We start from the raw sequence: 25,172 nt of genomic DNA on the forward strand, positions 1-25,172 counted from the left end.
CCGGATGTCATTTGGGGCAAATCGCGGCCTGTTGTTCGGCGGAGATCTTCAAACTGGGGTCGACACTGAAGTTTGAGAATTTCGAGTCAATCCACTGGTCACACCCGCCCGAACATGGGGCCCCGTTTCGGGCATCATTCCAATATTTCTTGGCCCTGTCTTCCGTCCAGCCGCAAAACTGAACAAGCGCCATTGCCGACAAGGCGCCTGAGGAATGAACGCCCCACATGCAGTGCACCAGGACAGGACCCTTTCCAGGGTCCTCAATCACCTGGTGTATGGCGGCCATGACACTGCCGGGGCGGGACGATCTGGCGCTCTGATAGTCAAAGGCTCCGTTTCCACAGCTGGTGCGGCCGTATTCGGTGTTCTTGCCGAAGTCCGCATAAAACCCGGCCGAAAACCCTTCATCGCACAGTGTTTCGCGCTGAGCGTTGCTCAAGCCCGTTCGACCCTTGTCGCCGCCCTTGAAGCCAGAGCGATACAAAACTCCGCTTAGGACTGGGCGAAAGAAAGCGACGCCATCGATGCCTCCGTCGCTGCCCCTAGAGAGCATCTGGCTGTTGCTTGGGCCACCGTTTCGACTGGTGACGTCAGAATTCGCCGCTGTTGCCAGAACACCGATGAATATGAGGGATGTCAAAAAACGCATGCGTATTCCTTTCTGTTTTCAGCCAGCGATGCTCACGCTTTTCCTGCCGGCAATCCCGCGGAGAGACGTGTTCACGGTAACCAGGTCAGGTCGGCGGTTGGCTTCTCGCCCTCCAGAATCAAATCGGCCACACCAAGTTGATGATAAAGACGACCACGAAGTAGGCCAGAACAACTTTCCAGTTCCATTGGTGTTTGTTTTCTTCGTTGATCACGCCGGCCGATTTCAGGGCCAGGTTGGTGATGATCAGGGCGACAACGGTAATCGCCGCATGTGCCAGGTCGAAATGCAAGCTGGAGCTCCTTTTTGCAGATTTGGGATTGATGAATGTGTGTCAGCAGTCACCTGACGGCAGCATCGCTACGTCCGAGTATCTTCCCTCAGATGTCGTGATCCGAGCACAAGCACCGGTCTCCTTGTTGAACCAGTACGAGGTCAGCCCTTCGCTTCGGATGAGTTCAAACCCGAGACTTTGAATGCCCATTTCAGCCTGACCCGCTCTTGCGCCTTCAAATGACGACAGATCGCTGGAACTGCCCACAATCGGTGCACTTGCTTCCACTGATCCGCCACTTTCGCCGCATCCTGCAAGCACAGAGACACTGACCGCGCCGATCGCCACTAGGGTCTTGGACTTCATCTGCTTTTCCCCGGTTGTTTTGGAAATGCGGTTCAGGGTTTCAGGTCGATCACCTACTCAATTCCAAAAATGACGTTGTAGTCGACGGCAGAGCTGCCGCGGTTGATGACCTCGACAACATGATCGCCGGATTGCCACAGCTGTCCGCGATACTCCTTGTCCGCAGACATCAATCCCAGCAATTCAGACCCATCGGGGTTGCGAATGACGTAGTCCAGGGATCCATCTCGCGGAGCAACGCGGACGTAAAGGAACTGTTCGTTCTTCGCGCCAAGAACGTATTGCTGCGATTCCCCTGGCGCGAGTTGGCCGACGAGCTCGGCGCCGGTGGATCCGGCATCGAATGTGACGCGCTGGCTACCTGTAGACCCGGAAGCGCCGTCCATGGCTCCGCCACCATCATCCATCGCCTCGACAACCGACATCTCGCCAATGCTTCCGTCCTTGTACGCAATGCAGCGCCAAAGTGTTCCGCCGGCGTCACGCAGCATGACGAGCGTGCCGGCTTCCGAGAACTGTGAGCTTTCGATCGTACCGGATTGACCGTCCGGTCCACCGACCTGTCGCAGATGGTCGATACACGCGTCGTCGGCGTCTGACATGGCCAGGGCGGCCGTTCCGCTGATCGCAAGTGCGGGTGTTAAAAGATTCCAAAAACTGCGTTTCATAAGCAGGTCCTCTGTCGGTCTATCGTAAATGTTGTGTTTCCGGTGAGCAGAAACCTCACTTCGCTTCCCGCAACTTTGCCAGAAATTCATCGCATGCCTGTGCGCTGCCGACGATCTCGTCCGTCGTTTCAATTCCTTGCAATGATGCCATCTCGGAGTTCACGCGATTGAGGATCTGATCTGCTTGCTCGGCGGTGATCAGGTTCTCGGCCTGAGCTCCCTTCAATGTGGTGCACACACCGGCGGACAAGCCTGTCGCAACGCCGACACCCATCGCGGCCCCGCCGCCCAAGGTCATCGCTCCAACCACACCGAGGATGAGCCCGATCACAAGCCCCAAGATCACTTTTCCCATGTTTTCCTCCTATTTTGCGGGAAAGAGTTCCGCCTTCATTCCTGGCGCAAACCACGTGCCCATCTGCATATCAAAACCAGTGCCAACAGGTTGAGCACCGGTGCAATCGCCGCGAGCCACGGTTTGGCCGACTCTGAGAAAAGGTCCAACGCAAGGACCCAAGGCAGACCCAGCGGCAAAAGGAATACGCCGGACAATGGGTCTCGTTCCTGTCCAAACCAGCCAAAAGTGCCCGTCACAAACGCAAACAACGCCAACAGGTAAAGGGTCGCGAACGCGATGATGGTTATTCTGCAGACCAAGCCGGACCTCAGCGTATCAAGCCAGTGCTGCGCAGCCGATTTCGGCTACGCATCAAACCGGTCACAACGCGCCTTCGTCGCCGAGGAACTCGATACCAGCTGTCGCGCCATCACTGTAGGCAATACAATTCCACGGAGCCCGATCCTCTCCAACCCCAACGGTAACTTGTGTTCCAGCCTCGCTGAACGCGGATGAGAGCACGACCACTTGCGAATTGTTTGTTGTTTTGGCCACGTCTCGCAGACACGCCTGTTGAGCGGGTGTCAGTTCGGCAGGTGCGCTTGACGTGCTGGTGTCGTCACAGGCCGCTAGCAGTACGAAACACGTCGCGCCTGAAATCATCATGACTTTGTTAATCACTTTCTTCTCCTTTTGGGTTTGTTGATACTTGTGGAATAGGTGGTCCTTTTTGCGTGCTCACGTCTATGCGGTCCCCGGTTTTGCCGCCAAAGACATGGCTGGCAGACAGATATTCTGCCGATCCCCGGGACCGAAAACAAAGCGTGCTGACGCAATGACGTCATGGGCAAAAACCGGTGCGAAGTTTCGAGGAAGGGTTCGTACGTTAAGACCGGGCACCGCGTCCTCCCAACGCTGATCTTTTTGAAATGCCTTCCGACCGCCAGCACTCACTCCAGCAGTCGGAAGGGCCCGACGAAACGGGCGACAGCGACAACAACGGAGGTAAAGCTAAAGTTGTGTCGAATTCGTATGTTTGAATCAATCACAGGATAAATCAATGATTTTTCCGCGCGTAAATTTTGTACGCTTGCCAACGATAGGCTTCTGCATTCAAAGAGAAAAGGCGAGGCCGCTCACGGAGGCTTGGCAGTCAGCCCGCTTGCACCGCCGTGTTTCGGGACCTTCCGGGCCATCTTAAGCCAGTTGGTCAGAACGACGTAATTCACCGCCCGGTCTGTCGCTCAGGTGGTGCCGAAGGGTCGCCGGGACACCTCCATTGTGCAGCCGCCCAGAACGTCGTTGACAGTGCAATCGGTTTCATGGATGAGATTGGCGCTGATGGTTCCCGATCGTTTCGGCGGTCGGGTAAAAGGGAATACGGTGCGGCGCCGTTCTGACGCCAACTCCGTGACTGCCCCCGCAACTGTAGGCGGTGTGCGACCCCCGGATGCCACTGGGCCGATAGGTCTGGGAAGGCGGGGCAAGCCATACACCGCGAGTCAGGAGACCTGCCATCATCAAACGCAACTCAACCCGGGCGGGGTGTCCCGGAAGGAGGCCAAGATGGCATTTTCGGCTTACGCCGCTGACATGACTGGTTCCCTTTCCGCCCCGCGATTTCGCGGAGGGCGAAATGAACCGACAATCAACACATCACATCACGGTTTGCCTATCTTGCCGACCCAAGAGCGCAGCCGTACGCCCCGGGCCTGACCTGATCGGACGATTGCGCGCCGCGCTGGCCGAAGACGACGGTTTGGCAGGTTTTGACGTTTCCGGTGCGGCCTGCATGGCCGGGTGCACCCGACCCTGTACCGTCGCCTATCACGCGCCGGGCAAGGCATCTTACCTGTTTGGCGGCCTGACGTCTGAAGAGACCGGGGCATTGGTGGAATTCGCCCGGCTGTACCAGCAGTTGCGCGATGGATGGTGCAGCTCGGTCGACCGCCCGGCCGGGCTTCGCCACGCGACGCTGGCCCGCATTCCAGCCGCGATGGCTGCGTCTTCGGAAAATGCGGATTGCGCCTCATGAGCGCGCCTTTGCTGTCGGTGGATACCGTCACCTGGGCGCCGCGAAAACGAGCGCCGTTGGTGCTGCACGAGACCAGTTTTGCGCTGATGCGCGGGCAGGTCATGGGGGTTGTGGGGCCCAACGGTGCCGGCAAGACAACCCTTCTGCGGATGATCTACGGCTATCACCGTCCGTCCTCGGGCGACATTCTGGTGGACGGCGGGTCCGTCAAAAGAATGGCCCCCAGGGCGCTGGCGCGTCAGGTTGCCGCCGTGCTGCAGGAGCAGCCCTCGGATTTCGCGCTGACCGTGCGCGACATCGTGGCGTTGGGGCGGGTGCCGCACCGGTTGGGCCTGTCCACGCCCGGCAGTCGTGACCACCAGATCATCGAATCCGCGCTGCACCGAATGGATCTGCAAGGGTTTGCCGACCGTGGGCTGGCCACTCTGTCCGGCGGCGAGCGTCAGCGTGTGATGGTCGCGCGCGCCCTTGCCCAGGAACCCCGGATTCTTGTGCTGGACGAGCCTACCAACCACCTGGACATCCGCAACCAGCTAGAGGTGTTGCGGCTGATCCGGGACCTCGACCTGACGATCGTCACCTCGCTGCACGATCTGAACCTGGCCGCCGATGTCTGCGACCGTGTTCTGATTCTGAAGAACGGTCGACCCTGCGGCTTTGGCCCAACCCAGACAGTGCTGAGTGACAGGCTGGTCTCTGACACGTTCGATGTCACCGCCCGGCAAGAGCAACTCAGCCTCAGTCACAAACCTCACCTGACCTATCAACTCCCCAATCCCCAACCAGAAGGAAGCTTGGAATGAAACCGACCACCCTAGTCCTGGGCTTGGCTTTGGCCGCCAATACCGCGATCGCGGAAACCACCGTGCAAAGTTGCAATCGAACCGTCACCTTTGACGAACCGCCCAAGGCGGCGATCTCGAACGACGTGAACCTGACGGAAATGATGCTGGTGCTGGGCCTGGCCGACCGAATGGTGGGATATACCGGCATTTCCGGCTGGAAGACGTTGGACGAGGACATGCGCGCCGGAGTGCAGCAACTGCCCGAGCTGTCGGCCAAGTATCCCAGCAAAGAGGTGCTGGTCGGCGCAGATGCCGATTTCTATTTCGCGGGCTGGAACTACGGGATGAAAGTGGGTGGCGAGGTGACGCCAGAGACGCTCGAACCTTTCGGGATCAAAACCTACGAACTGACTGAAAGCTGCATCCATATCGGCGACAAGCCCAAAGCCAGCATGAGCGACATGTACAACGATCTTCTGAACCTCGGTCGTATCTTCGGTGTCGAAGACAGGGCGCAAAAGCTGGTCCAGGGATATAAGGCCGAACTTGCTGAGATCACATTCAGCCTGAATCCTTCGGACGAACCGCTGCGTGTCTTTGTCTATGACAGCGGCGAGGATACGCCGTTCACTGCCGGCCGCTATGCCATGCCGACCGCTCTGATCGAGGCCGCAGGCGGCGTCAACATCATGGATGATTTCGAGAAAAGCTGGGCGACCGTCACCTGGGAGGAAGTCGTCGATCGCAACCCCGAAGTCATTGTGATCGTCAATTATGGCGACGTCGCCGCCGAGCAGAAGCGGGACTTCATGGTCAATAATCCTGCATTTGCAGATCTGGACGCGGTCAAGAACGATCGTTTCGTGGTCCTGGAATATGTCGAGGCCACGCCCGGACCGCGCAACATCAAGGCGGTTCGGAAGCTCGCCCATGGCTTTTGGGGCCCGGCTGCCTCGGTCGGCAACTAAATGCGCGTAGTGCGGGCGCGCCGGGTACTACCGCTCTGGGCGGCGATGCTGGTGGGGCTGGTCGTGTTGGTCGTGTCCTTGTCCTTTGCGATTTCGGTGGGGGCCATTTCGGTGCCCACCAAGACCGTCTGGGGAGTTTTGCTGCACGAAGCCGGCCTATCCTCGGACGAGCCGACATGGTCAAAGGGCCGCGCCGCGATTATCTGGGAAATCCGTTTTCCGCGCGCCCTGCTTGCCGTCATGGTCGGGGCCGGATTGGCGATTGTCGGGGCCACCCTCCAGGCGGTCACAAGAAACCCGCTGGCCGATCCGCACCTGCTGGGCATTTCGGCCGGCGGCGCGTTTGGAGCCATTCTTGCCTTGATGCATACCGGCTTGTTTCTGGGGCTTCTGACCGTGCCGGTCATGGCGTTTCTGGGTGCCCTGGCGGCCACGCTGACGGTCCTAAGCGTTGCCCGCTGGGCCGGCGCCACAAGCGCGGACCGCCTGGTCCTGACTGGTGTGGCGGTGTCTTTCGTCATCATGGCTGGCGCCAACATTTTGATTTTCCTCGGCGATCCCAAGGCGGCTCATACGGTCGTGTTCTGGATGTTGGGCGGGTTGGGGTTGGCTCAATGGTCATACCTGATCTACCCGCTGGCGATCCTGCTGCCATGCGGTACCTGGTTTTGGCTTCAGGCCGCCAGGCTGAACGCGATGACCATCGGGGATGAAACCGCAAGCTCGCTGGGCATTGCGGTGGCGCGGTTTCGGCTTGGTGTCTTTGCAGCTGGCGCGCTGATCACCGGAGTCATGGTGGCCTTCTCGGGCATGATCGGCTTCGTCGGTCTTATGGTTCCGCATATCGTGCGGTTCCTGGTTGGCGGAGACTACCGGCGCGTCGTTCCTCTGTCGGCAATTCTGGGTGGTTTGTTTTTGCTCTGGGCGGATGTGGTCGCCAGAACCGCAATGGCCCCCGAGGACATTCCCGTTGGCGTCGTCACGGGTCTTTTGGGAGGGATCTTCTTTATTCTGTTGTTGAAACGCTGAGTGTTCGAGGCCCGTTGGCGGATCATCAGCCAAACGGTGCTTGAAGCTGGCGGAGCACCGGCGAAGGCGCGCAGCAAAAGTGTAGAACTTGAAAGCAAGCCCTTCACTATTTTAGCCATATCAATGGGTAATGGCGGAGACGAAGGGATTCGAACCCTCGAGACGGTTTCCCGCCTACTCCCTTAGCAGGGGAGCGCCTTCGACCACTCGGCCACGTCTCCGCCGACGGGTATAGCCGTGCAAGCGACGGAAATACAAGGCCAATTCCTGCACCACCGGAAATTTTTGCCGGATTGGGCGAAGCCCTTGAAAACGCTTGGAATCGCTTGGGTCTGCACCCGCTTGGGCAAAGGCGTGGTCACTATGTCTTGCTGTTGGATTTTCAAGAACCATGCGTGGATTCGCGTTCTGCTTCGATTTGGTTTCGCTGTCCCAACGTCGGTTGGCCTGAGAATGTACGCGCGGCCAGAGTACGTAATCGGACACAAAAATTTGGGCGAGCCAGGTGCGGTAGGGAACTGCATCTGCAAAATGATGGGTGCCGCAAACGGCTGAACCAATTGGAGAGGTTGCCTGCCTTTGGCGTTGGAACCCGCTCTGCTGGATCACCAGTGCCAGGTGGTTTGAGTTGCAGAAACGGCCGTTTCTTTTGACTGAACTCGGCGGCTCAGCTTCTCCGCTGAAAAGGCATAAGAACAGAAAACTTGCCAATTACATGCCAATGGATGCATATTTGCTAAGATTTTAGTCATTTTGATTGATCCAAAAAAACAGTTTCAGAGGCTGGCCGGGCAGTGAGCGCATCCGCGCTCGACAGTAACCTTTGGGGGAAGGGCTGGCATTTTGGCTTGGTTGAAGATTGTTCTGGTTGGTTTTTTCGTTCTTTGCGTTCCTGCCCTCAGTTGGGCAAATATCGGAACCGTAATCAGCGTGAAACAGGGGGCGGACGTGACCCGTGGCGGCAAAACGCTGCCCCTGCGTAATGGGATGGAGGTGTTGTCCGGCGACTCGATCGTCACGGATGCGAATGGCGTGGTTCAGCTTGTCTTTGTGGATGACACGAAGATCGCGGTTGGTCCCAATGCGCGGATGGTTCTGGACGTGAAGATGTTGCGCGGCAACCGCAAGGCTAAAAGCTTTGCTGTCGAGGCGCTGGGTGGAAGCTTCCGGTTCATCTCGGGCAAAAGCAGGAAAGGCGCCTACTCCATCAAGACGCCGACGGCCACCATGGCGGTGCGGGGCACGGTATTTGACATGTGGATCGCGCCGGGAAACCAAAGCGCGATGCTCGTGCTGCACGGCACGGTTCAGATGTGTGGCCTCGGCGGCTCTTGCCGATCAACGGGTCGGATTTGCAGCTTGTATGCAACCAGCCAGCGTGGTGCGGTCGGGCGCCCGGTCGATCAGGCGATGTATGACAAGGCCGTGGTCAGCGGTTTTCCTTTCATTCAGTCGCAGAAAGACCTCAAACCGCCTTTGCAGGTGGATGTCGAAGGTTGCTCGGGTGAATCCCAACCTGCGCCGCGCGCAAAATCGGACGCGCCCGAACCGCGCCGGTCCGCTCCGCTGCAGAGGCAGGTCAAGGCAGCGGTTGCCGCGCCGCCCGAACAACCGGATCCGGTCGGGCAGTTCGACAGGTCGGGCGACCGGCCCGAAACTGTCGATGATCGGCGGGATACTGGCGGCGGTGTCTTTGGGTCCGGCGGCGATGGCTAGAGCGTTGTCCATGTCGTTGCCGGCGAGCAGAGGTTGACGTGAGTGTCAGGCAGCACGAGAAAGCCGGACGGCGCCGTGCTTTTCGGCTGGTGGGCTTGGGTCTGATCCTGTTTGGTTGTCTGCTGCGGGTACTGGACCCTTATCCGGTCCGCATGTCCCGGCTGATCTTTTTCGACGTGTTGCAGCGGTTGTCCCCGCGCGCCTTCGATCCCGATTTGCCGGTCCGGGTCGTCGATATCGACGAAACGTCGCTCGAGAATTGGGGCCAATGGCCCTGGCCCAGGACCCTGTTGACGCAGATGGTCGAGCGTTTGGGCGAGTATGGCGCCGCTTCAATCGCTTTTGACATGTTGTTCGCCGAGCCCGATCGGTACTCACCGTCGCGGCTGCTGAGTGATCCGGCCCTGGCTGACATTCTCAGCGCCAAAGAGGAGGCCGCCCAACTGGACAATGACATCTTGTTCGGGGCCGAGGTTTCGAACTGGCCCGTCGTGATGGGTGTGGCGGCGCGGTTGACCGGAGGGGATCAGGACATTGCCCCGAAGGCCGGGATCGTGGAGATCGGCGAAAACCCGGCCGCCGGGCTGGTGTCCGTGCCCCACTGGACTCCGCTGGCGCCACCGCTGGACCGGGATGCAACCGGGATCGGCGGTGTGAATGTTTCACCTTTGGGCGGCACGGGCGTGGTGCGTCGGGTTCCGGTGTTGTGGCAGGGGCCAAGCGGTGTTCTGCCCGGACTTGGGCTGGAGGCTCTGAGGGTCGCGACGGGCGAGCCGGTGATCTTCATCGAAGGGGCTCAGGGCGAGGCCGGCATCGTGCTGTCGGTCGAATTGGCGGGTCTGGTCCTGCCCACAACGGAAAACGGAGAGGTCTGGGTCAGGTACAGACCGGATGATCCCGGGCTCTACCTGTCGGCCAATGACATACTGCGATCCGCAGATGATCCGGTTCTGCGCAGCCAGATCGAAGGCCGGATCGTATTGATCGGAACGTCGGCTGCAGGTCTGTTCGACATGCATCAGACTGCGTTGGGAGAGTCCGTTCCCGGCGTCTCCATCCACGCCCAAGTCATCGAACAGGCGCTGCTGGGCGACATGCTGACCCGGTCGGATGTCACCGCCGCCCTCGAGCTTCTTGCTTTCATCATCCTTGGAGTCGTCGTCACGGTCGTCATGTCCAGTTTCGGGGCCGTTGCCTCGTTCATGGCCGGCGGCATCGCGGCGACCGTGGTTGTCGGGGTCAGTTGGTTGGCATTTCAGAACCAGTCCGTGCTGTTCGATGCAACCTTCCCGCTTGCCGGCGGGATGGCCAATTTCGGGCTGTTGTCCGGTTATCTGTTCATATCGACCGAGCGGGAAAAGCGGGTGATCCGGCGGATCTTCTCGCACTATGTCGCGCCCGAGATCCTGGACGAGATGGATGCAACCGGACACCAACTTCAACTGGGCGGTGAAACGCAGGAAATCACGGTCATGTTCTCGGACATTCGCGGGTTTACACCGTTGTCCGAGCGGGTGTCGGCCACGGACCTGGTCGCGCTGCTCAATGAACTGTTTTCGGTCATCGGAGACCGGATCCTGCACGAAAAAGGCACCATCGACAAATTCATCGGGGATGCGGTCATGGCGTTCTGGAACGCGCCGGTTCCGGTGGAGCGGCACCCGCTTCTGGCGGCACAGGCTGCGTTGCAGATGCGGCGAGCTCTGGCCGAGTTCAATGCTTCGGACACGATGCGCGGGCATCCTCCGATCGCATTGGCGACAGGATGTGCCACGGGAATGGCCTGCGTCGGCAACATTGGCTCGCGGCGGCGATTCAACTACACGGTGATCGGAGATGTGGTCAACGTCGCCGCTCGAATCGAGCAGAGTTGCCGCCAGGTCGAATATGACATCCTGATCTCAAGCTCAGTCTCACAGGCTGCTGGCGCCGATCTCGCGATGCTTGAAGCCGGGCTTGTTCATCTGAAAGGCAAGACCGAACTGGAGCCGATTTTTGCATTGGTCGGTGACAGCGCGTTGGCCCATAGCGCGGATTTCCGGAAGCTGCAGGAGATGCATCAGGATTTGATCACTGCGATACGTGCACGGCGGTCTCACGACGAAATACAGCGCTTGAGCGAAGCCTGCAGCGTCCAAGCTGGCTTGGTCGAACCGGGCCTGCGCGCGTTCTATGCGGCCTTGCCGGGACGGTCGGCTGATTTTCGGTTCGACATCCGCTCGGGCCAGGCGATGTTCAGTCATCATGGCAACGTGCACCGTTTTCCCGGATGACAGGGACCCGTTGCGGGTCGCAGAGTCAAAACGGGCCGCGCCTTTTTTCAAAGGCACGACCCGTTTCGATCGGACAGGGTTCTCAGTCTCGCCCCCTCGAATACTATCTACAAAATCACGAACTACAACTTCGATACATTCGAGACTGATCCACATTCCCAATCGGGATGACACATTGATGCCCGATTTCAACCGGGGCGACAGTGAAGCAGTTCACATTCGCAGAAACTTTTTTACAAATTTCTCCACTCGAAGAATCCGGGCCCGGCACGGTGCAGCAGTTCTGCCGCCACGGCCCGGCCCATTTCCGCTGCGTCCTCCGTCGAACCGGTCTGGCTTTCGGTGATGGCATCCGATCCATCCGGGCGCAGGACCTCGCCGCGTAGGCGCAACTGCCCATCGGCAAGTTCGGCCAGACCGGCAATCGGAGTTTCGCAGGACCCGTCCAGCGCGGCCAGCAACGTGCGCTCGGCCGCCAAGCGACAGGCCGTTTCAGAGTGATGAATGGCTTCCAGCATCTCGGCGGCCCGGTGGTCGTCCGCGCGGCGTTCGATGCCGATCGTACCCTGCGCGATAGCCGGCAGCATGTCGTCGGGCGAGATCGCGGTGGCAGGTACGTCCTGCATGTTCAGGCGGCGGAGGCCGGCCATGGCCAGGAACGTGCATTCGGCCACACCATCAGCCAGCTTCTTCAGCCGGGTCTGTACGTTGCCCCGGAACTCGACCACGTTCAGATCGGGCCGGCGGTGCAGCAATTGGGCCCGTCGCCGCAGCGACGAAGTGCCGACGACCGCGCCTTCTGGCAGGTCATGGATCGAGCTGAGACGGGGCGAGATGAAGGCATCGCGCACATCCTCGCGCGGCAGGAACGTGTCCAGCACCAGCCCCTGCGGCTGTTCGACGGGCATGTCCTTGGTCGAGTGCACGGCGATGTCGATGTCCCCGCCCAGCATCGCCTCTTCGATTTCCTTGGTGAACAGGCCCTTGTTGCCGATCTCTTTCAACGGGCGGTCCGCGTCGATCATGGCGCGGTTGTCGCCGGTGGTCTTGATCACCACGATCTCGAACGCCTGTTCCGGCAGGTCGAAAGCATCGCACAGCCGCTGGCGGGTTTCATGGGCCTGGGCCAGCGCCAGCGGCGAACCACGGGTGCCGATCTTCAGCGGCGATGCGGGGGTGGGCAGGGTCAAAGTCATGGGCACAGCTTTAGTCGCGTCACATTGCCCTGACAATGGGGGCCGCGCTTGACATTTTGCCGCTGAAGGCGGACCCGTTGCGCAAACCGGAATAGTGGGGGCTGACATGGCCGAGAACAAGAAACTGCTGCGGGCGCTTGCGGGCGAGGTACTGGACACGCCGCCGATCTGGATGATGCGACAGGCCGGACGCTATCTGCCGGAGTACCGCGCGACGCGGGAACAGGCGGGCGATTTCCTGTCGCTGTGCTACACCCCCGATCTGGCGGCGGAGGTGACACTGCAGCCGATCCGCCGCTATGGGTTCGATGCCGCGATCCTGTTTGCCGACATCCTGCTGGTGCCGCAGGCGTTGGGCGCCGATCTTTGGTTCGTCACCGGCGAAGGGCCGCGCCTGTCGACGATCACGCGGCGATCGGATTTCGACGCCTTGAAACCCGTTGATGCGATCCACGAGACCTTGTCGCCCGTCTATGAAACCGTGCGCATCCTGTCGCGCGAGTTGCCGTCCGAGACGACTCTCATTGGCTTTGCCGGCGCCCCGTGGACCGTTGCGACCTATATGATCGCCGGGCGTGGCACCCCTGATCAGGGCCCTGCCCACGCCCTGCGCGAGGAAAACACCGCGCTGTTCGAGGCGTTGCTGGACCGGATCACGGCGGCCACGATCGAATACCTGTCGGCTCAGATCGAAGCGGGGGCCGAGGTGGTCAAGATCTTCGACAGCTGGGCCGGGTCATTGAAAGGTGAGGCCTTCACCAAATACGCGGTCGAGCCATGCCGGATCATTACCCAGGCGCTCAAGGAACGCCATCCGGGCATTCCGGTCATCGGTTTCCCGCGTGAGGCGGGCGAGGGCTATGTCGGCTTCGCGAAGGCCACCGGTGTCGATTGCGTGGCGCTGGACAACTCGGTTGCGCCGGAATGGGCGGCCGAACATGTGCAGGTGGATGGCTGCGTGCAAGGCAACCTGGCCTCGTCTCACATGGTGACCGGCGGGCAGGCCCTGGTGGATGAGACCCGCCGCATCCTGCGTGCCTTTTCCAACGGGCCGCAAATTTTCAATCTGGGACACGGGATCACACCGGATGCCGACCCGGACAATGTGCAGTTGATGATCGACACGGTCCGCGGCGGGTAGGCGGCGCGGGAGGGGGCCAGCGCCCTCTTGGCCGTTGGCCAGATGAAGGATGTGTCATGTCTTTTTGAGAGCCTGAAGTTCGTTCAGAATTTCGGTCGTGTGTTGGCCGCGGGCCGGGCTGGGTTTCGGCTGCCATTGGCGGGTGGAGAAGCGCGGGGCGGCGGCGGCCTGCAGGGTGCCGGCTGCCGTGCGCCAGGTTTGGCGGGCGGTGTTCATCGGATGGGTTGCGGCCTCGTCGGGGCTGAGCACCGGGGCGACGCAGGCGTCTGAGCCTTCGAACAGTTTGGCCCAATGGTCGCGCGGTTTGGTTGCGAAGATTTCCGCCAGGCGCTGGGTCAGGTCTGGCCAGCGCATGCTGTCGTATTGTTGCTGAAACGCCGGGTCTTGGGACAGGCCCAGGATTTCGAGGAATTGGGCATAGAATTTCGGCTCGAGGCATTGGATCGAAACAAAGCCGCCATCCGCGCAGGCGTAGGTACGGCTCCAATGCGGGCCGTCCAGCAGGCTCTGGCCGCGCGTGTCGGACAGGTTGCCTGTCTGGCGCAGGCTCATCAGCAGGTTCATCATATGCGCGGATCCGTCGTAGATGGCGGCGTCGACCACGGTTCCCGCACCGGTTGCGCGCGCGTTCAGCAGCCCGGCCAGTATGCCGGTGACCAGATACATCGCGCCCCCGCCGATATCGCCGACCAGCGTGGCCGGGGTCATCGGCTCGGCGCCTGGAGGGGAGCCGTACCAGAGTGCCCCCGACAGGGCGATGTAGTTCAGATCATGTCCTGCGGTGTCGGCAAGCGGGCTGTCCTGGCCCCAGCCGGTCATGCGGCCATAGACCAGCGCCGGGTTCAGGGCGTGGCAGGCTTCGGGCCCCAGGCCCAGCTTCTCCATCACGCCGGGACGGAAGCCCTCGATCAACGCATCGGCGGTTGCGATCAGGCGCCGGGCGGTTTCGAGGTCGTCGGGGTCCTTGAGGTCGAGCGCGATCGAGCGCTTGCCCCGGTCCAGCACGGATCGGTCCGGCATGCCGGGTGTGACGGCGCCCTCCTTGCGGTGGATGGTCACGACATCGGCCCCCAGATCCGCCAGCATCATGGCGGCGAACGGGCCGGGGCCGAGACCCTCGATTTCGACAACACGGATTCCGTTCAGCATGAGCAGCACTCCCTCGCGGCGATGCTGGCCGGGACCCAGCAGGAATGCAAGACCGACCGCCGGCGACGCGGCGTCTGGCATCGGTCTGATCCGGAACGGGAAAAACCAACAAACACATCGGAATACTTGCCAGCTTGGGGCCAGCGGCGTAGCGTGCTGTCCGGGGTGGATCAGCGAGGGGTAGGATGCGTCTTTGGATCACGATCAGTGCCGCCATGGTCTTGGCGGTTCTGGTGGCAATCATCCTTCTGCTGCACCCGCCCGGCGACCTGCGCATGGCAGCCGGACCGGCGGGTGGTGCCTATATCGAAGTGGCGCAGGACTACTCTGATATCCTTGCCGAGGATGACATTCGGCTCGAGATCGTCGAAACCGCAGGGTCTGTCGAAAATGCGCGTCTCCTGGAAGACGGGGCTGTGGATGTGGCCTTCTTGCAGGGCGGCATCGAAGTTGACCCGGATCGGGCGCAGGCCATCGGGACCGTGTTTTTCGAGCCGATGATTTTCATGGCGCGCGAGGATGCCTGGATTCCGCCCAATCCCGCGCTGTGGCGTCGGTTGAGCATCAACAGCGGTGCACCCGGGTCCGGCACCGCGGACGCATTCCGCGACTTCGAGCGCGCGGTCGGGCTGGCCCACGAGGATAACGTGCATGTTGCACTGCCCTATGACCAGGCGGCCGACGCCTTGTTGGACGGAACGTTGGACATCGCTGTCTTTGTCGCGCCGATCGAAGCTCCCTACCTGCTGGCCGCCTACGAGGTGCCGGGACTGAAGGTTCTGAACCTTGAACATGTCGAGGCGATTTCGCGTCGTTTGTCCTATGCCACCGTGGTGACCGTACCGACCGGAGGCATGTCGCTGAACCCGGTTCTGCCGCCGCGCCCGGTAGATCTGATCGCTCTCGAGGCGCGGCTGGTCGTGCGGCCGGGACTGCATCCGGCGTTGGTCAATCGACTAACGATGGCGGCGATCGCCCTGCACGAGGCTCAGGGCATCATCAATGACCCCGGGGCCTTTCCGGGGATCGAAGGGACCGCATTGCCCCTCAACAACACCGCACGGCAGCTGATACTTGAAGGGCCATCCACCTGGCATGATTGGTTGCCTTATTGGGTGGCGGCGCAGGTCAATCGGGTTTTCCTTTTGTTCCTGCCGTTCTTTTTCATCGTCCTTCCGCTGGTCCGGTTGTTGCCGCGCATCTACGCCTATTTCCAACGATGGCGTGTCTGGCAGCACTACCCGGAAATTCGTCTGATCGAACAGGACCTGGCCGACAACCCTTCCGCGGAAGACCTCGCGCGGATGCAAGGCCAATTGCAGGTGCTGGACGAAAAGCTGGCGGACCTACGGCTGCCAGCGGCCTACAGGCAAGGGCAGTATGATGCCCGTCTGCATCTGGAACTGGTGCAGAAACGGATTTCCGACATGCGGGCTCAGGATTCCGGGGGCGGCGGGTAATGTGTGGAACACGGTTGCCGCAACGGCAGTTCGTGGATAGGTCTTTGGTCGAATATCAGACATTTAAGAAAGGGGGGTGGTCCCATGCAAATGAGTGACACGCGTGAAATTCAGGCGGCGCCGTCCGATGTCTATGCGGCCCTGCTGGACCCCGAGGTGCTGAAAGCCTGCGTGCCCGGTGCGCAAGAGGTTTCGGGCAATCCGACGGACGGTTACGAGGCGACCGTGGTGCAGAAGGTCGGGCCGGTAAAGGCCACGTTCAAAGGCACCGTCACGATGTCCGACATGGTTGAGGGTCAAAGCCTGACCATCGCCGGTGAGGGCAAAGGCGGGGCGGCGGGTTTTGCAAAGGGCAGCGCCAGTGTCACGTTCAGCGCCAGTGACAGCGGTGGAACGGTTCTGGCCTATGACGTGGATGCCAAGGTTGGCGGAAAGCTGGCGCAGCTAGGCAGCCGTTTGATCGACGGCTTTGCCAAAAAGATGGCTGACCAGTTCTTCTCGAACCTTCAGCAGCATTTCGAAGGCCCTGCAGCGCCGGAAGAGGGCGGCGAAGACACCTCCGAGGGTGAAAAGAAAGGCTGGCTGGGTCGCCTGACCGGGCGCGAGTGAAACCTGCGTTTGTGCGCAGAGGACTGTGCGAATTTGGTCTGTTCGGCAATCCTCTGGCGCGATACTGTCCCGGCCAGAACTGGGAAAACGCATGACGACAATTCTTTCGATCAAGGATCTGCGCAAAACCTATGCCGGCGGGTTCGAAGCGCTGAAAGGCGTATCGCTGGACATCGAAGAGGGCGAGATCCTGGCTCTGCTCGGCCCGAACGGGGCGGGAAAGACAACCCTGATCTCGACGGTTTGCGGGATTACCACGCCCACGTCTGGGACTGTCACCGTAGGGGGGCACGACATCCTCACGGACTTTCGTGCCGCCCGGCGCATGATCGGCCTCGTGCCGCAGGAAATTGCGCTGGAGCCGTTCGAGAAGGTCTGGAACACCGTACGGTTTTCGCGCGGTCTGTTCGGCTATGGGCAGGACAGTGCCCGGATCGAAGAGATCCTGCGCAAGCTGTCGCTGTGGGACAAGCGCAAGAACGCGATCAAGGAATTGTCGGGCGGCATGAAGCGGCGGGTGCTAATCGCCAAGGCGCTGGCGCACGAGCCGCGGGTGCTGTTTCTGGATGAACCCACCGCCGGCGTGGATGTCGAACTGCGCAAGGATATGTGGGCCATCGTCGACGAGTTGAAGGCTGCCGGTGTCACCATCATTCTGACCACCCACTACATCGAAGAGGCCGAAGCCATCGCCGACCGGATCGGTGTGATCGACAAGGGCGAACTGATGCTGGTGCAGGACAAAAACACCTTGATGGCGCAGATGGGCAAGAAGCAGATCGAGGTCATGCTGACCCGCACGATCTCGGACATTCCCGGCAGTCTGGCCCACCACAATCTGGTGCTGAACGGGCAGGGCGATGCGCTGATCTATACCTATGACACCAATGCCGATCGCACCGGTATCACCACCTTGCTGAATGACGTGGCCGAGGCGGGGCTGGTGTTGCGCGACGTGCAGACCCGGCAATCGAGCCTGGAAGAGATTTTCGTCAACCTCGTGTCCGGAGATGCCGCATGAACTGGTCCGCCATCGCCGCCATCTACCGGTTCGAAATGGCCCGGTTCTTCCGCACCCTTGCGCAGAGCTTCCTGTCGCCGGTGCTGTCGACCTCGCTGTATTTCGTGGTGTTCGGCACCGCCATCGGCAGTCGCATCCAGGAGGTCGAGGGCGTCTCCTACGGCGCCTTCATCGTGCCGGGGCTGATCATGCTTTCGGTGGTGATGTTGTCGATCTCGAACGCGTCCTTTGGAATCTATTTCCCCAAGTTCCTGGGTACGATCTATGAACTGCTCTCGGCTCCGGTGAATTTCATCGAGATCGTGATCGGCTATGTGGGCGCCGCCGCGACCAAGGCGTTGTTCGTGGGATTGGTGATCCTGACCACTGCCACGTTCTTCGTGGACATCCGCATCGAGCATCCCTTCGCGATGGCCGCCTTTCTGATACTGTCCTGCCTCAGCTTTTCCCTGCTGGGCTTCATCATCGGGATCTGGGCCAGCAATTTCGAACAGATGTCGCTGGTGCCGCAGCTTGTCGTCACGCCTTTGATCTTTCTGGGCGGCACGTTCTACTCGATCTCGATGCTGCCGCCGGTGTGGCAGACGATCTCGTTGTTCAACCCGGTGGTCTATTTGATTTCGGGCTTTCGCTGGTCGTTTTACGGGCTTTCGGACGTGCCCATTCTGCTTAGCCTTCTGGCGATCCTGGCCTTTACCGGCTTTTGCCTGGCGGTCATCGGTTGGATCTTCAAAACCGGGTGGCGCATCCGGAGCTAGGGCGTTGCATTTTTGCCGTGGCTGAACAGGATTTTGGTTCACGTCACGTTCATGGCAGGTGGGGTCCCTTGTTTAAGGGGCGGACGCACTCTACATCGGCACCCATGAAACTCAGCCTGCCGTTTCTCAACAAGCAGCCAACCGTGGCTGTCGTTCGCCTGTCCGGAGCCATTGGAATGGCTGGCCGAGCCTCGCTGAACGATGCCTCTTTGGCGCCGGTTCTGGAAAAAGCCTTCCGCAAGGGAAAACCTGCCGCCGTCGCGCTCGAGATTAATTCGCCGGGCGGATCGCCGGTGCAAAGCTCGCTGATCGGTGCGCGGATCCGGCGGTTGGCCGACGAGTTCAAGGTGCCAGTCCATGCTTTTGTCGAGGATGTGGCGGCGTCGGGTGGTTATTGGCTTGCGGCTTCGGCGGACGAGATCTGGGCGGATGACAGCTCGGTTCTGGGGTCGATCGGGGTCATCTCTTCGGGGTTCGGAGCCCATGTGTTTCTGGCCCGGCAAGGGATCGAGCGGCGCGTGCACACCGCCGGGAAATCCAAATCGATGCTGGACCCGTTCTCTCCGGAGAAAGAAGAGGATGTCGCGCGTCTCAAGGGGCTGTTGGAGGACATCCACCAGAATTTCATTGCCCATGTGAAAGCTCGGCGCGGCAGTCGTCTGGACGAGGCCGTCGATCTGTTTACCGGTGAAATCTGGCTGGCGCGGCGTGCGCATGAACTTGGGCTGATCGACGGCATCGCGCATCTCAAGCCAAAGATGCAGGAAGTGTTTGGCGACAAGGTCAAATTCCGGCGCTACGGGTTGCGCCGACCGATCTGGTCGCGGTTCGGAACGGACATGGCGCAGGATGCCATTTCCCTGCTTGAGGAGCGCGCGGCCTACGCGCGCTTTGGTATGTGACGTGATCGTCAAGGTCGTCATTCTGTTTCTGGTTGCCATGGGGGTCCTGGCGATGTTCGGAAAGCTGCGCTTTCCCGGTCAACAGCGATTGAATTCCGCGAAATGTCCGCGCTGCGGTCGGTTCCGGATCGGCAAGGGCCCCTGCACATGTGAGCAAGGAGGGCGTCGATGACGGCCTGGCTGCTTTCCGGTCTTGGCTTGTTGATCCTGCTGTTGGCCGGTGACGCGCTGGTGCGGGGTGCGGTGAATCTCAGCCTGCGTCTGGGTGTTCCTGCCTTGATTGTCAGCCTGACGATCGTGGCCTTCGGCACCTCGGCGCCTGAGCTTCTGATTGCCATCAAGGCCATCGAGGAAAATGCGCCCGGTATCGCGCTGGGCAATGTCGTCGGTTCGAACACGGCCAACATCCTGCTGGTCTTGGGTTTGCCGGCCTTGTTGGCCACGATCCACAGCAGCGAATGCAACACGCGCAGAAACTACATCTTCATGTTGCTGGCCTCGGTTCTGTTCATCGGTTTGGCCTTTTGCGGGGAATTCAACCTGTTCAGCGGGGCAATCCTGCTGGCGGGATTGGCTCTGATCCTGCTCAACGCCTTCCGAGAAGCGCACGCGCATCGCAACTCCTGCTCGGAAGAGCAGGACCTGGAAACGCTGGAAGAGGCCGACCCGGACATGCCGTACTGGAAGGTGTCGCTGTATCTGGTGCTGGGGCTGATTGGCCTGCCGATGGGCGCGCACCTTCTGGTCGACAACGCGACCATCATTGCGCGGACCTACGGGGTCAGTGAAACGGTGATCGGGTTGACGCTGGTCGCGGTCGGAACCTCGCTTCCCGAACTGGCGACCACCGTCATGGCCGCGTTGCGCCGGCAGGCCGATGTTGCTCTGGGCAACGTCATCGGTTCGAACATGTTCAACCTTCTGGGCATTGTCGGTATCGCCACGCTGTTTGGGCGCATCCCGGTGGACCCCGAATTCCTGCAATTCGATCTTTGGGTCATGCTGGGCTCGTCCTTGCTGCTGATCCCGTTCGTTTTCTTCAAGCAAGACATCACCCGGGTCTGGGGGTTCATATTGACACTGCTTTACGTCACATACGTCGTGATCCTGTTGGCCTGATCTGACTGAAAGGAGCCCCTACATGACCCGAGCACTGGTGACCGGCGCCGGCATTCGACTGGGGCGGGCCATGGCGTTGTACCTGGCGAAACGTGGCATGGATGTTGCCGTACACCACGCAACCTCGGGCGCAGCCGCCGCCGAGACCGTGTCCGAGATCCAGTCGATGGGCCGCAATGCCGTGGCGCTGCAGGCCGATCTGCTGGACGAGGATCAGGTGCAGACCCTTTTGCCGCGCGCGGCCGAGGCGCTGGGCGGTCCGATCACCTGTCTGGTCAACAATGCGTCGATCTTCGAATACGACAACATCCGCACTGCCACCCGGCAAAGCTGGGATCGCCACATGGACAGCAACCTGCGCGCGCCCTTCGTGCTGACGCAGGCCATGGCAAGTCAGGGTCTGGAACCCGAGATGGACGAGAATGACGAACCCGTCGCGACCGGCTTGATCGTGAATATGGTCGATATGCGGGTGCGCAAACTGACGCCTGAGTTCATGTCCTACACCATAGCCAAGATGGGGCTATGGGCATTGACCCGGACGGCGGCCCAAGCACTGACGCCGGCCATTCGCGTCAATGCCATTGGGCCGGGTCCAACCCTGCAGGGACATCGGCAAAGCCCCCAGCACTTCAAGACGCAACGCGAAAACACGGTCCTGGAACGCGGTGCAAACCCGTCGGATATCAACGCGGCCCTTGGGTATTTTCTGGACGCACATGCGGTCACGGGCCAGCTTTTGTGCGTTGATGGCGGCCAGCATCTGGGCTGGCAAACGCCTGATGTAGTGGGCCTTGAATAGGTATTGGCCCTGCAAGTTTTGCACCGCTCTCGATCCTGTTACAGGTTCGTTACAAAAATGTCTTTTTTTTCATACACTTGTAAAACGATAATAAAAATATCGTTTAGAATCAATATGTTAAAATTGTGCCTATTTATTGTGCAACGCAGTGAAAACACAAGGATTCAAGGAAAAATCACAGTGCAGGGAAAGTTGTCCGCACAGTTATCCACAAGAATCGTGGATTTGTTTTCTCTTGATCTGAGGCGCGCAAGATTGCAGCCACGGTCAGAGAATCGTATCTCTCTCTCATGACCGCCGACAGCGCCTCTCAATCCCAGCCTCAGCCGACCGGCTATGCCTGCATCCAGAAATACGTGAAGACGCTGGACAGTTCACCGGGTGTCTATCGGATGCTGGATGCGGACAGCCGGGTTCTGTATGTCGGCAAGGCGCGCAACCTGCGGGCGCGGGTGTCGAACTACACCCGCCCGGGACATTCCGGCCGGATCGAGCGGATGATCGCCTCGACCGCGTCTATGATGTTCCTGACCACTCGGACCGAGACCGAGGCGCTGCTGCTGGAGCAGAACCTGATCAAGCAGCTCAAGCCCAAATACAACGTGCTGCTGCGCGACGACAAAAGCTTTCCCAACATTCTGGTGGCCAAGGACCACCCATTTCCGCAGATCAAGAAACATCGCGGGGCCAGGAAGGAAAAGGGCGCCTATTTCGGCCCCTTCGCCAGTGCGGGCGCGGTGAACCGCACGCTGAACCAGCTGCAGAAGGCGTTTCTGCTGCGCAACTGCTCGGATTCGATGTTCGACAGTCGCACCCGGCCCTGCCTGCTCTATCAGATCAAGCGGTGCTCGGGGCCGTGCGTGGGCATGATCTCGCAGGCCGACTATGCCGAAAGCGTACGCGACGCCGAGCGGTTCCTGTCCGGACGCTCGACCCGAATCCAAGAGGAACTGGCCGCGCAGATGCAGGAGGCTTCGGACGCGATGGAGTTCGAGCGCGCCGCCGCCCTGCGCGACCGGATCCGCGCGCTGACGCAGGTGCAGACGGCGCAGGGCATCAACCCGCACGGGGTGGCCGAGGCGGATGTGATCGGCCTTTATATGGACAGCGGTCAGGCCTGCGTTCAGGTGTTCTTCATCCGCGCCAACCAGAACTGGGGCAACCGCGATTTCTATCCGCGGGTCGGCCCCGAAGTCTCGCCGGCCGAGGTGATGGAGGCCTTTCTGGGCCAGTTCTATGACAACAAGGAACCGCCGCGCCAACTGATCCTGTCGGACGCGATCGAGAACGCCGACCTGATGCAGCAAGCCCTGTCGGAAAAGGCCGGTCGCAAAGTCGAGATCCTGGTGCCGCAGCGGGGCGAAAAGCTCGAGCTGGTCTCGGGCGCGCTGCGCAACGCGCGCGAGGCGCTGGCACGCCGCATGTCGGAAAGCGCGACGCAGGCCAAGCTGCTGCGCGGTCTGGCCGAGGCCTTCGATCTGGACGCGCCGCCGAACCGGATCGAGGTCTATGACAACTCGCATATCCAGGGCACCAACGCAGTGGGCGCGATGATCGTGGCCGGGCCCGAGGGGTTCATGAAGAACGCCTACCGCAAGTTCAACATTCGCGGCGACGACCTGACGCCGGGCGACGATTTCGGCATGATGAAAGAGGTGCTGACCCGCCGCTTTACCCGCCTGCTGAAAGAGGACCCCGACCGCGACAAGGGCCTGTGGCCCGACCTGTTGCTGATCGACGGGGGTGCGGGGCAGGTGAGCGCCGTGCACGAGATCATGCAGGCACACGGGGTCGAGGACATCCCTATGGTCGGCGTCGCCAAAGGCGTCGATCGCGACCACGGCAAGGAAGAATTCCACCGCATCGGCCAGCGCCCCTTTGCCCTGAAACGCAACGACCCGGTGCTGTATTTCATTCAGCGGCTACGGGACGAGGCGCACCGCTTTGCCATCGGCACCCACCGCGCCAAGCGGGCCAAGGCGATGGGGGCGACGCCCCTGGATGAAATTCCGGGCGTGGGCGCAGCCCGCAAACGCGCCCTGCTGGCACATTTCGGCAGCGCCAAGGCGGTCAGCCGCGCCAATCTGGCGGATCTGAAGGCGGTGGACGGGATCTCGGCCGGTCTGGCGCAGAAGGTCTATGATTTCTTTCACGACAAGGGCTGAGGCCGCCGGCGCCCGCGCCACAGAATGTACAGCCCCGAGGCCACGATCAGCGCGCTGCCCAGCCACATGGTCTGGTCCAGATGCTCGTCGAATATCAGCACGCCCAGCCCGATGCCGAACAGAAGGCGGGTATAGCGAAACGGTGTCACGGCCGACACTTCGCCCGTCCGCATGGCCAGCATCAGCGAGGCATAGGCCACCGCGCCCATCACCACGGCCCCGGTCAGGTGCAGGGCGGTTTGGGTGTCCACCGGCACCGCGGCCGCGCCTTCGAACGCCCAATACAGACCGCCGGCGACGACAATTGACAGAAAGCCATAAAACCCAAGAACGGTGGTGCCCAGCGTGGCGGGGGCGGCGCGGCTGGCCAGATCGCGGCCGGCAAAGCCCAGCATTCCCAGCACCGCAAGAATGGACAGGGCTGAAAAACTGTCTCCGGTTGGCTGGATGATGATCACCACTCCGATCAGTCCGACCAGAATGGCACTCCAGCGCCGCCAGCCGACGGTTTCCTCGAAGAACAGCGCGGCACCCGCCACCACGACCAGCGGCGTGGCCTGCAGGATCACCGTGGCCGAGGACAGCGGCGTCAGGGCGATGGCCAGCACATAGAACAGGCGCCCGAAGACTTCGAACAGCACCCGGATCTTCATCGGCTTCGACAGGACATCGGGGTGCAGCAACCGCCGCCCCTGTAGCAACGCGGCTCCGGCGAAAACCAACGCGCCGCCCAGCCCGAACAGCACCAGAACCTGCCAGATGGGCAGCACCTTGGCGGCACTTTTCAACAGCGCGTCCTCCAGGGCGAACCCGGCCATGGCCGCGATCATCCAGGCGCTGCCGATCAGGTTGGCGCGCGCATCGGTTCTGATATGTGAGGTCACGGGGCGGATCTTTCCTGGTGTGCCGATACCCGCGCAACCTGACCCGTTCTTCGCGCCGCGCCAAGGGGGAAACGGTCATCGATCCTCCGCCTGCGACGGTCTGACCTGTCGTGGTCCAAACACCTGTGTTCTTGGCAGTTTTTTGTCGTGCCGTCTTTTCTGTTCCCGGCCATGGTTGTAGGGTCCAGCGCATGAAGTGGAACCTGCCGAATATTCTGACTTTGCTGCGCCTACTGGCCGCGCCCGGCCTGGCGGTGATGTTTCTGTATTTCACACGGCCCTACGCGGATTGGTTCGCGCTGATCCTGTTCCTGTCGGCGGCCATAACCGATTGGTTCGACGGCTATCTGGCGCGCGCGTGGAAGCAGGAAACCAAGATGGGTGCAATGCTGGACCCGATCGCCGACAAGGCGATGGTGGTGATCGCCCTGATGATCCTGGTCGGCTATTCGACCGAGCACTGGACGCCTTGGCTGGTGCTGCCCGCCACCGTGATCCTGTTCCGCGAGGTCTTCGTCTCGGGCCTGCGCGAGTATCTGGGCGACGTGGCCGGAACGCTCAAGGTCACCAAGCTGGCCAAGTGGAAGACGACCGCGCAGATGGTGGCGATTGCCGTGCTGTTTTCGCAGGGCATATTCGAGCACTATTTCGTCATGTCCACCTTCGGCATGGATGCCGCGCTGATCGACCAGATCCTGTCGGGCCAGGTCGAGGATATCTCGGGCCTGCAATGGAAGCTGGATGGCATGTTCTGGTCGGGCCGCATCGGGTTGTGGCTGCTGTGGATCGCGGCGACGCTGACATTGATCACCGGCTACGACTACCTACGTAAAGCCATGCCCCATCTGAAGGAAGGCTGACAC

The 25,172-nt window shown here is 60.8% G+C and carries 25 protein-coding genes, 1 tRNA gene and 1 riboswitch; of the genes, 16 read left to right on the forward strand and 10 right to left on the reverse strand.

Annotated features, from left to right (window positions below; all coding sequences use genetic code 11):
• Positions 1–7 precede the first annotated feature (7 nt).
• The 6 genes from ACR0CU_RS15655 to ACR0CU_RS15680 all read right to left on the reverse strand — a co-directional run bounded on the left by ACR0CU_RS15655 (position 8) and on the right by ACR0CU_RS15680 (position 2,978).
• Positions 8–652, reverse strand: a complete 645-nt coding sequence (locus ACR0CU_RS15655) for a protein-tyrosine phosphatase family protein (protein WP_170448612.1) — start codon at positions 650–652, stop codon at positions 8–10.
• A 118-nt stretch (positions 653–770) separates the two neighbouring features.
• Positions 771–944 (reverse strand): hypothetical protein, encoded by a 174-nt coding sequence (locus ACR0CU_RS15660; RefSeq protein ID WP_170359951.1) that lies wholly within the window; start codon positions 942–944, stop codon positions 771–773.
• A 42-nt stretch (positions 945–986) separates the two neighbouring features.
• Complete coding sequence (locus ACR0CU_RS15665; RefSeq protein ID WP_170391759.1) at positions 987–1,292, reverse strand: hypothetical protein; 306 nt, start codon at positions 1,290–1,292, stop codon at positions 987–989.
• Positions 1,293–1,345: 53 nt separating this feature from the next.
• The gene (locus tag ACR0CU_RS15670; protein WP_170448610.1) at positions 1,346–1,960 is read right to left on the reverse strand and encodes a hypothetical protein; all 615 of its coding nucleotides are present in this window, start codon (positions 1,958–1,960) and stop codon (positions 1,346–1,348) included.
• Between the two features lie 55 nt (positions 1,961–2,015).
• On the reverse strand, positions 2,016–2,315 hold the full coding sequence (locus tag ACR0CU_RS15675; protein ID WP_170445390.1) for a hypothetical protein: 300 nt from the start codon (positions 2,313–2,315) through the stop codon (positions 2,016–2,018).
• A gap of 363 nt (positions 2,316–2,678) precedes the next feature.
• Positions 2,679–2,978 carry a hypothetical protein gene (locus ACR0CU_RS15680; protein ID WP_093963780.1) on the reverse strand — a complete coding sequence of 100 codons (300 nt, stop codon included), beginning with the start codon at positions 2,976–2,978 and terminating at the stop codon, positions 2,679–2,681.
• 644 nt (positions 2,979–3,622) lie between these two features.
• A riboswitch (cobalamin riboswitch) is annotated at positions 3,623–3,830 on the forward strand.
• 103 nt (positions 3,831–3,933) lie between these two features.
• On the opposite strand from ACR0CU_RS15680, the gene ACR0CU_RS15685 reads away from it, so the two are divergent.
• The 4 genes from ACR0CU_RS15685 to ACR0CU_RS15700 are packed head-to-tail and all read left to right on the forward strand — an operon-like array spanning position 3,934 to position 7,114.
• Positions 3,934–4,332 (forward strand): DUF1636 family protein, encoded by a 399-nt coding sequence (locus ACR0CU_RS15685; protein WP_170448608.1) that lies wholly within the window; start codon positions 3,934–3,936, stop codon positions 4,330–4,332.
• Entirely contained in the window at positions 4,329–5,135 is an 807-nt protein-coding gene (locus tag ACR0CU_RS15690) for an ABC transporter ATP-binding protein (protein ID WP_170448606.1), read from the forward strand. Before ACR0CU_RS15685 ends, ACR0CU_RS15690 begins: the two co-directional genes overlap by 4 nt.
• Entirely contained in the window at positions 5,132–6,085 is a 954-nt protein-coding gene (locus ACR0CU_RS15695; RefSeq protein ID WP_170448604.1) for an ABC transporter substrate-binding protein, read from the forward strand. The genes ACR0CU_RS15690 and ACR0CU_RS15695 overlap by 4 nt, the downstream gene beginning before the upstream one ends.
• Positions 6,086–7,114 carry a FecCD family ABC transporter permease gene (locus ACR0CU_RS15700; RefSeq protein WP_170448602.1) on the forward strand — a complete coding sequence of 343 codons (1,029 nt, stop codon included), beginning with the start codon at positions 6,086–6,088 and terminating at the stop codon, positions 7,112–7,114.
• Between the two features lie 131 nt (positions 7,115–7,245).
• Here ACR0CU_RS15700 and ACR0CU_RS15705 read toward each other — a convergent pair.
• Positions 7,246–7,335 (reverse strand) — tRNA-Ser (locus tag ACR0CU_RS15705).
• Positions 7,336–8,044: 709 nt separating this feature from the next.
• On the opposite strand from ACR0CU_RS15705, the gene ACR0CU_RS15710 reads away from it, so the two are divergent.
• Both ACR0CU_RS15710 and ACR0CU_RS15715 read left to right on the forward strand, forming a co-directional pair.
• Positions 8,045–8,830, forward strand: coding sequence for a FecR family protein (locus tag ACR0CU_RS15710; RefSeq protein WP_367647606.1), 786 nt, complete (start codon positions 8,045–8,047; stop codon positions 8,828–8,830).
• Between the two features lie 38 nt (positions 8,831–8,868).
• On the forward strand, positions 8,869–11,103 hold the full coding sequence (locus tag ACR0CU_RS15715) for a CHASE2 domain-containing protein (RefSeq protein ID WP_367647605.1): 2,235 nt from the start codon (positions 8,869–8,871) through the stop codon (positions 11,101–11,103).
• 233 nt (positions 11,104–11,336) lie between these two features.
• On the opposite strand, the gene hemC is transcribed toward ACR0CU_RS15715, so the two are convergent.
• A complete protein-coding gene (gene hemC / locus ACR0CU_RS15720) occupies positions 11,337–12,299 on the reverse strand; it encodes a hydroxymethylbilane synthase (protein ID WP_170448600.1) in 963 nt (320 codons plus the stop codon).
• A 106-nt stretch (positions 12,300–12,405) separates the two neighbouring features.
• Here hemC and hemE point away from each other — a divergent pair, with 106 nt between their 5' ends.
• Positions 12,406–13,440, forward strand: coding sequence for a uroporphyrinogen decarboxylase (gene hemE, locus ACR0CU_RS15725; protein WP_480643406.1), 1,035 nt, complete (start codon positions 12,406–12,408; stop codon positions 13,438–13,440).
• 54 nt (positions 13,441–13,494) lie between these two features.
• Here hemE and ACR0CU_RS15730 read toward each other — a convergent pair whose 3' ends face one another.
• Complete coding sequence (locus tag ACR0CU_RS15730; RefSeq protein ID WP_170448773.1) at positions 13,495–14,589, reverse strand: CaiB/BaiF CoA transferase family protein; 1,095 nt, start codon at positions 14,587–14,589, stop codon at positions 13,495–13,497.
• A 185-nt stretch (positions 14,590–14,774) separates the two neighbouring features.
• On the opposite strand from ACR0CU_RS15730, the gene ACR0CU_RS15735 reads away from it, so the two are divergent.
• The 8 genes from ACR0CU_RS15735 to uvrC all read left to right on the forward strand — a co-directional run bounded on the left by ACR0CU_RS15735 (position 14,775) and on the right by uvrC (position 23,425).
• Positions 14,775–16,049, forward strand: coding sequence for a TAXI family TRAP transporter solute-binding subunit (locus ACR0CU_RS15735; protein WP_170448596.1), 1,275 nt, complete (start codon positions 14,775–14,777; stop codon positions 16,047–16,049).
• Positions 16,050–16,133: 84 nt separating this feature from the next.
• Positions 16,134–16,658 carry an SRPBCC family protein gene (locus ACR0CU_RS15740; RefSeq protein ID WP_170448594.1) on the forward strand — a complete coding sequence of 175 codons (525 nt, stop codon included), beginning with the start codon at positions 16,134–16,136 and terminating at the stop codon, positions 16,656–16,658.
• A gap of 91 nt (positions 16,659–16,749) precedes the next feature.
• The gene (locus ACR0CU_RS15745; protein ID WP_170343068.1) at positions 16,750–17,679 is read left to right on the forward strand and encodes an ABC transporter ATP-binding protein; all 930 of its coding nucleotides are present in this window, start codon (positions 16,750–16,752) and stop codon (positions 17,677–17,679) included.
• Positions 17,676–18,437, forward strand: coding sequence for an ABC transporter permease (locus tag ACR0CU_RS15750; RefSeq protein WP_093963579.1), 762 nt, complete (start codon positions 17,676–17,678; stop codon positions 18,435–18,437). The genes ACR0CU_RS15745 and ACR0CU_RS15750 overlap by 4 nt, the downstream gene beginning before the upstream one ends.
• Before the next feature lie 104 nt (positions 18,438–18,541).
• Positions 18,542–19,339, forward strand: a complete 798-nt coding sequence (locus ACR0CU_RS15755) for a S49 family peptidase (protein WP_480643409.1) — start codon at positions 18,542–18,544, stop codon at positions 19,337–19,339.
• Positions 19,340–19,507: 168 nt separating this feature from the next.
• The gene (locus tag ACR0CU_RS15760; RefSeq protein ID WP_170342350.1) at positions 19,508–20,458 is read left to right on the forward strand and encodes a calcium/sodium antiporter; all 951 of its coding nucleotides are present in this window, start codon (positions 19,508–19,510) and stop codon (positions 20,456–20,458) included.
• Between the two features lie 22 nt (positions 20,459–20,480).
• Positions 20,481–21,260, forward strand: a complete 780-nt coding sequence (locus ACR0CU_RS15765) for an SDR family oxidoreductase (RefSeq protein WP_170342348.1) — start codon at positions 20,481–20,483, stop codon at positions 21,258–21,260.
• Between the two features lie 290 nt (positions 21,261–21,550).
• Positions 21,551–23,425 (forward strand): excinuclease ABC subunit UvrC, encoded by a 1,875-nt coding sequence (gene uvrC / locus ACR0CU_RS15770; RefSeq protein ID WP_480643411.1) that lies wholly within the window; start codon positions 21,551–21,553, stop codon positions 23,423–23,425.
• Here the strand turns inward: uvrC and ACR0CU_RS15775 are convergent.
• On the reverse strand, positions 23,410–24,309 hold the full coding sequence (locus tag ACR0CU_RS15775; RefSeq protein WP_170448590.1) for a DMT family transporter: 900 nt from the start codon (positions 24,307–24,309) through the stop codon (positions 23,410–23,412). The genes uvrC and ACR0CU_RS15775 overlap by 16 nt on opposite strands.
• A gap of 191 nt (positions 24,310–24,500) precedes the next feature.
• Between ACR0CU_RS15775 and pgsA the strand changes: the two genes are divergently transcribed.
• The gene (pgsA, locus tag ACR0CU_RS15780; RefSeq protein WP_170342342.1) at positions 24,501–25,169 is read left to right on the forward strand and encodes a CDP-diacylglycerol--glycerol-3-phosphate 3-phosphatidyltransferase; all 669 of its coding nucleotides are present in this window, start codon (positions 24,501–24,503) and stop codon (positions 25,167–25,169) included.
• Positions 25,170–25,172: the final 3 nt, after the last annotated feature.

This window comes from Ruegeria sp. BC2, from assembly GCF_056539245.1.

Bases quoted from the DNA above. Each gene is read 5' to 3' on its own strand.
- ACR0CU_RS15655 (WP_170448612.1), bottom strand. From the start codon at position 652: ATGCGTTTTTTGACATCCCTCATATTCATCGGTGTTCTGGCAACAGCG.
- ACR0CU_RS15665 (WP_170391759.1), bottom strand. From the start codon at position 1,292: ATGAAGTCCAAGACCCTAGTGGCGATCGGCGCGGTCAGTGTCTCTGTG.
- ACR0CU_RS15670 (WP_170448610.1), bottom strand. From the start codon at position 1,960: ATGAAACGCAGTTTTTGGAATCTTTTAACACCCGCACTTGCGATCAGC.
- ACR0CU_RS15675 (WP_170445390.1), bottom strand. From the start codon at position 2,315: ATGGGAAAAGTGATCTTGGGGCTTGTGATCGGGCTCATCCTCGGTGTG.
- ACR0CU_RS15685 (WP_170448608.1), top strand. From the start codon at position 3,934: ATGAACCGACAATCAACACATCACATCACGGTTTGCCTATCTTGCCGA.
- ACR0CU_RS15690 (WP_170448606.1), top strand. From the start codon at position 4,329: ATGAGCGCGCCTTTGCTGTCGGTGGATACCGTCACCTGGGCGCCGCGA.
- ACR0CU_RS15695 (WP_170448604.1), top strand. From the start codon at position 5,132: ATGAAACCGACCACCCTAGTCCTGGGCTTGGCTTTGGCCGCCAATACC.
- ACR0CU_RS15700 (WP_170448602.1), top strand. From the start codon at position 6,086: ATGCGCGTAGTGCGGGCGCGCCGGGTACTACCGCTCTGGGCGGCGATG.
- hemC (WP_170448600.1), bottom strand. From the start codon at position 12,299: ATGACTTTGACCCTGCCCACCCCCGCATCGCCGCTGAAGATCGGCACC.
- hemE (WP_480643406.1), top strand. From the start codon at position 12,406: ATGGCCGAGAACAAGAAACTGCTGCGGGCGCTTGCGGGCGAGGTACTG.
- ACR0CU_RS15730 (WP_170448773.1), bottom strand. From the start codon at position 14,589: ATGCTGAACGGAATCCGTGTTGTCGAAATCGAGGGTCTCGGCCCCGGC.
- ACR0CU_RS15735 (WP_170448596.1), top strand. From the start codon at position 14,775: ATGCGTCTTTGGATCACGATCAGTGCCGCCATGGTCTTGGCGGTTCTG.
- ACR0CU_RS15740 (WP_170448594.1), top strand. From the start codon at position 16,134: ATGCAAATGAGTGACACGCGTGAAATTCAGGCGGCGCCGTCCGATGTC.
- ACR0CU_RS15745 (WP_170343068.1), top strand. From the start codon at position 16,750: ATGACGACAATTCTTTCGATCAAGGATCTGCGCAAAACCTATGCCGGC.
- ACR0CU_RS15750 (WP_093963579.1), top strand. From the start codon at position 17,676: ATGAACTGGTCCGCCATCGCCGCCATCTACCGGTTCGAAATGGCCCGG.
- ACR0CU_RS15755 (WP_480643409.1), top strand. From the start codon at position 18,542: ATGAAACTCAGCCTGCCGTTTCTCAACAAGCAGCCAACCGTGGCTGTC.
- ACR0CU_RS15760 (WP_170342350.1), top strand. From the start codon at position 19,508: ATGACGGCCTGGCTGCTTTCCGGTCTTGGCTTGTTGATCCTGCTGTTG.
- ACR0CU_RS15765 (WP_170342348.1), top strand. From the start codon at position 20,481: ATGACCCGAGCACTGGTGACCGGCGCCGGCATTCGACTGGGGCGGGCC.
- uvrC (WP_480643411.1), top strand. From the start codon at position 21,551: ATGACCGCCGACAGCGCCTCTCAATCCCAGCCTCAGCCGACCGGCTAT.
- pgsA (WP_170342342.1), top strand. From the start codon at position 24,501: ATGAAGTGGAACCTGCCGAATATTCTGACTTTGCTGCGCCTACTGGCC.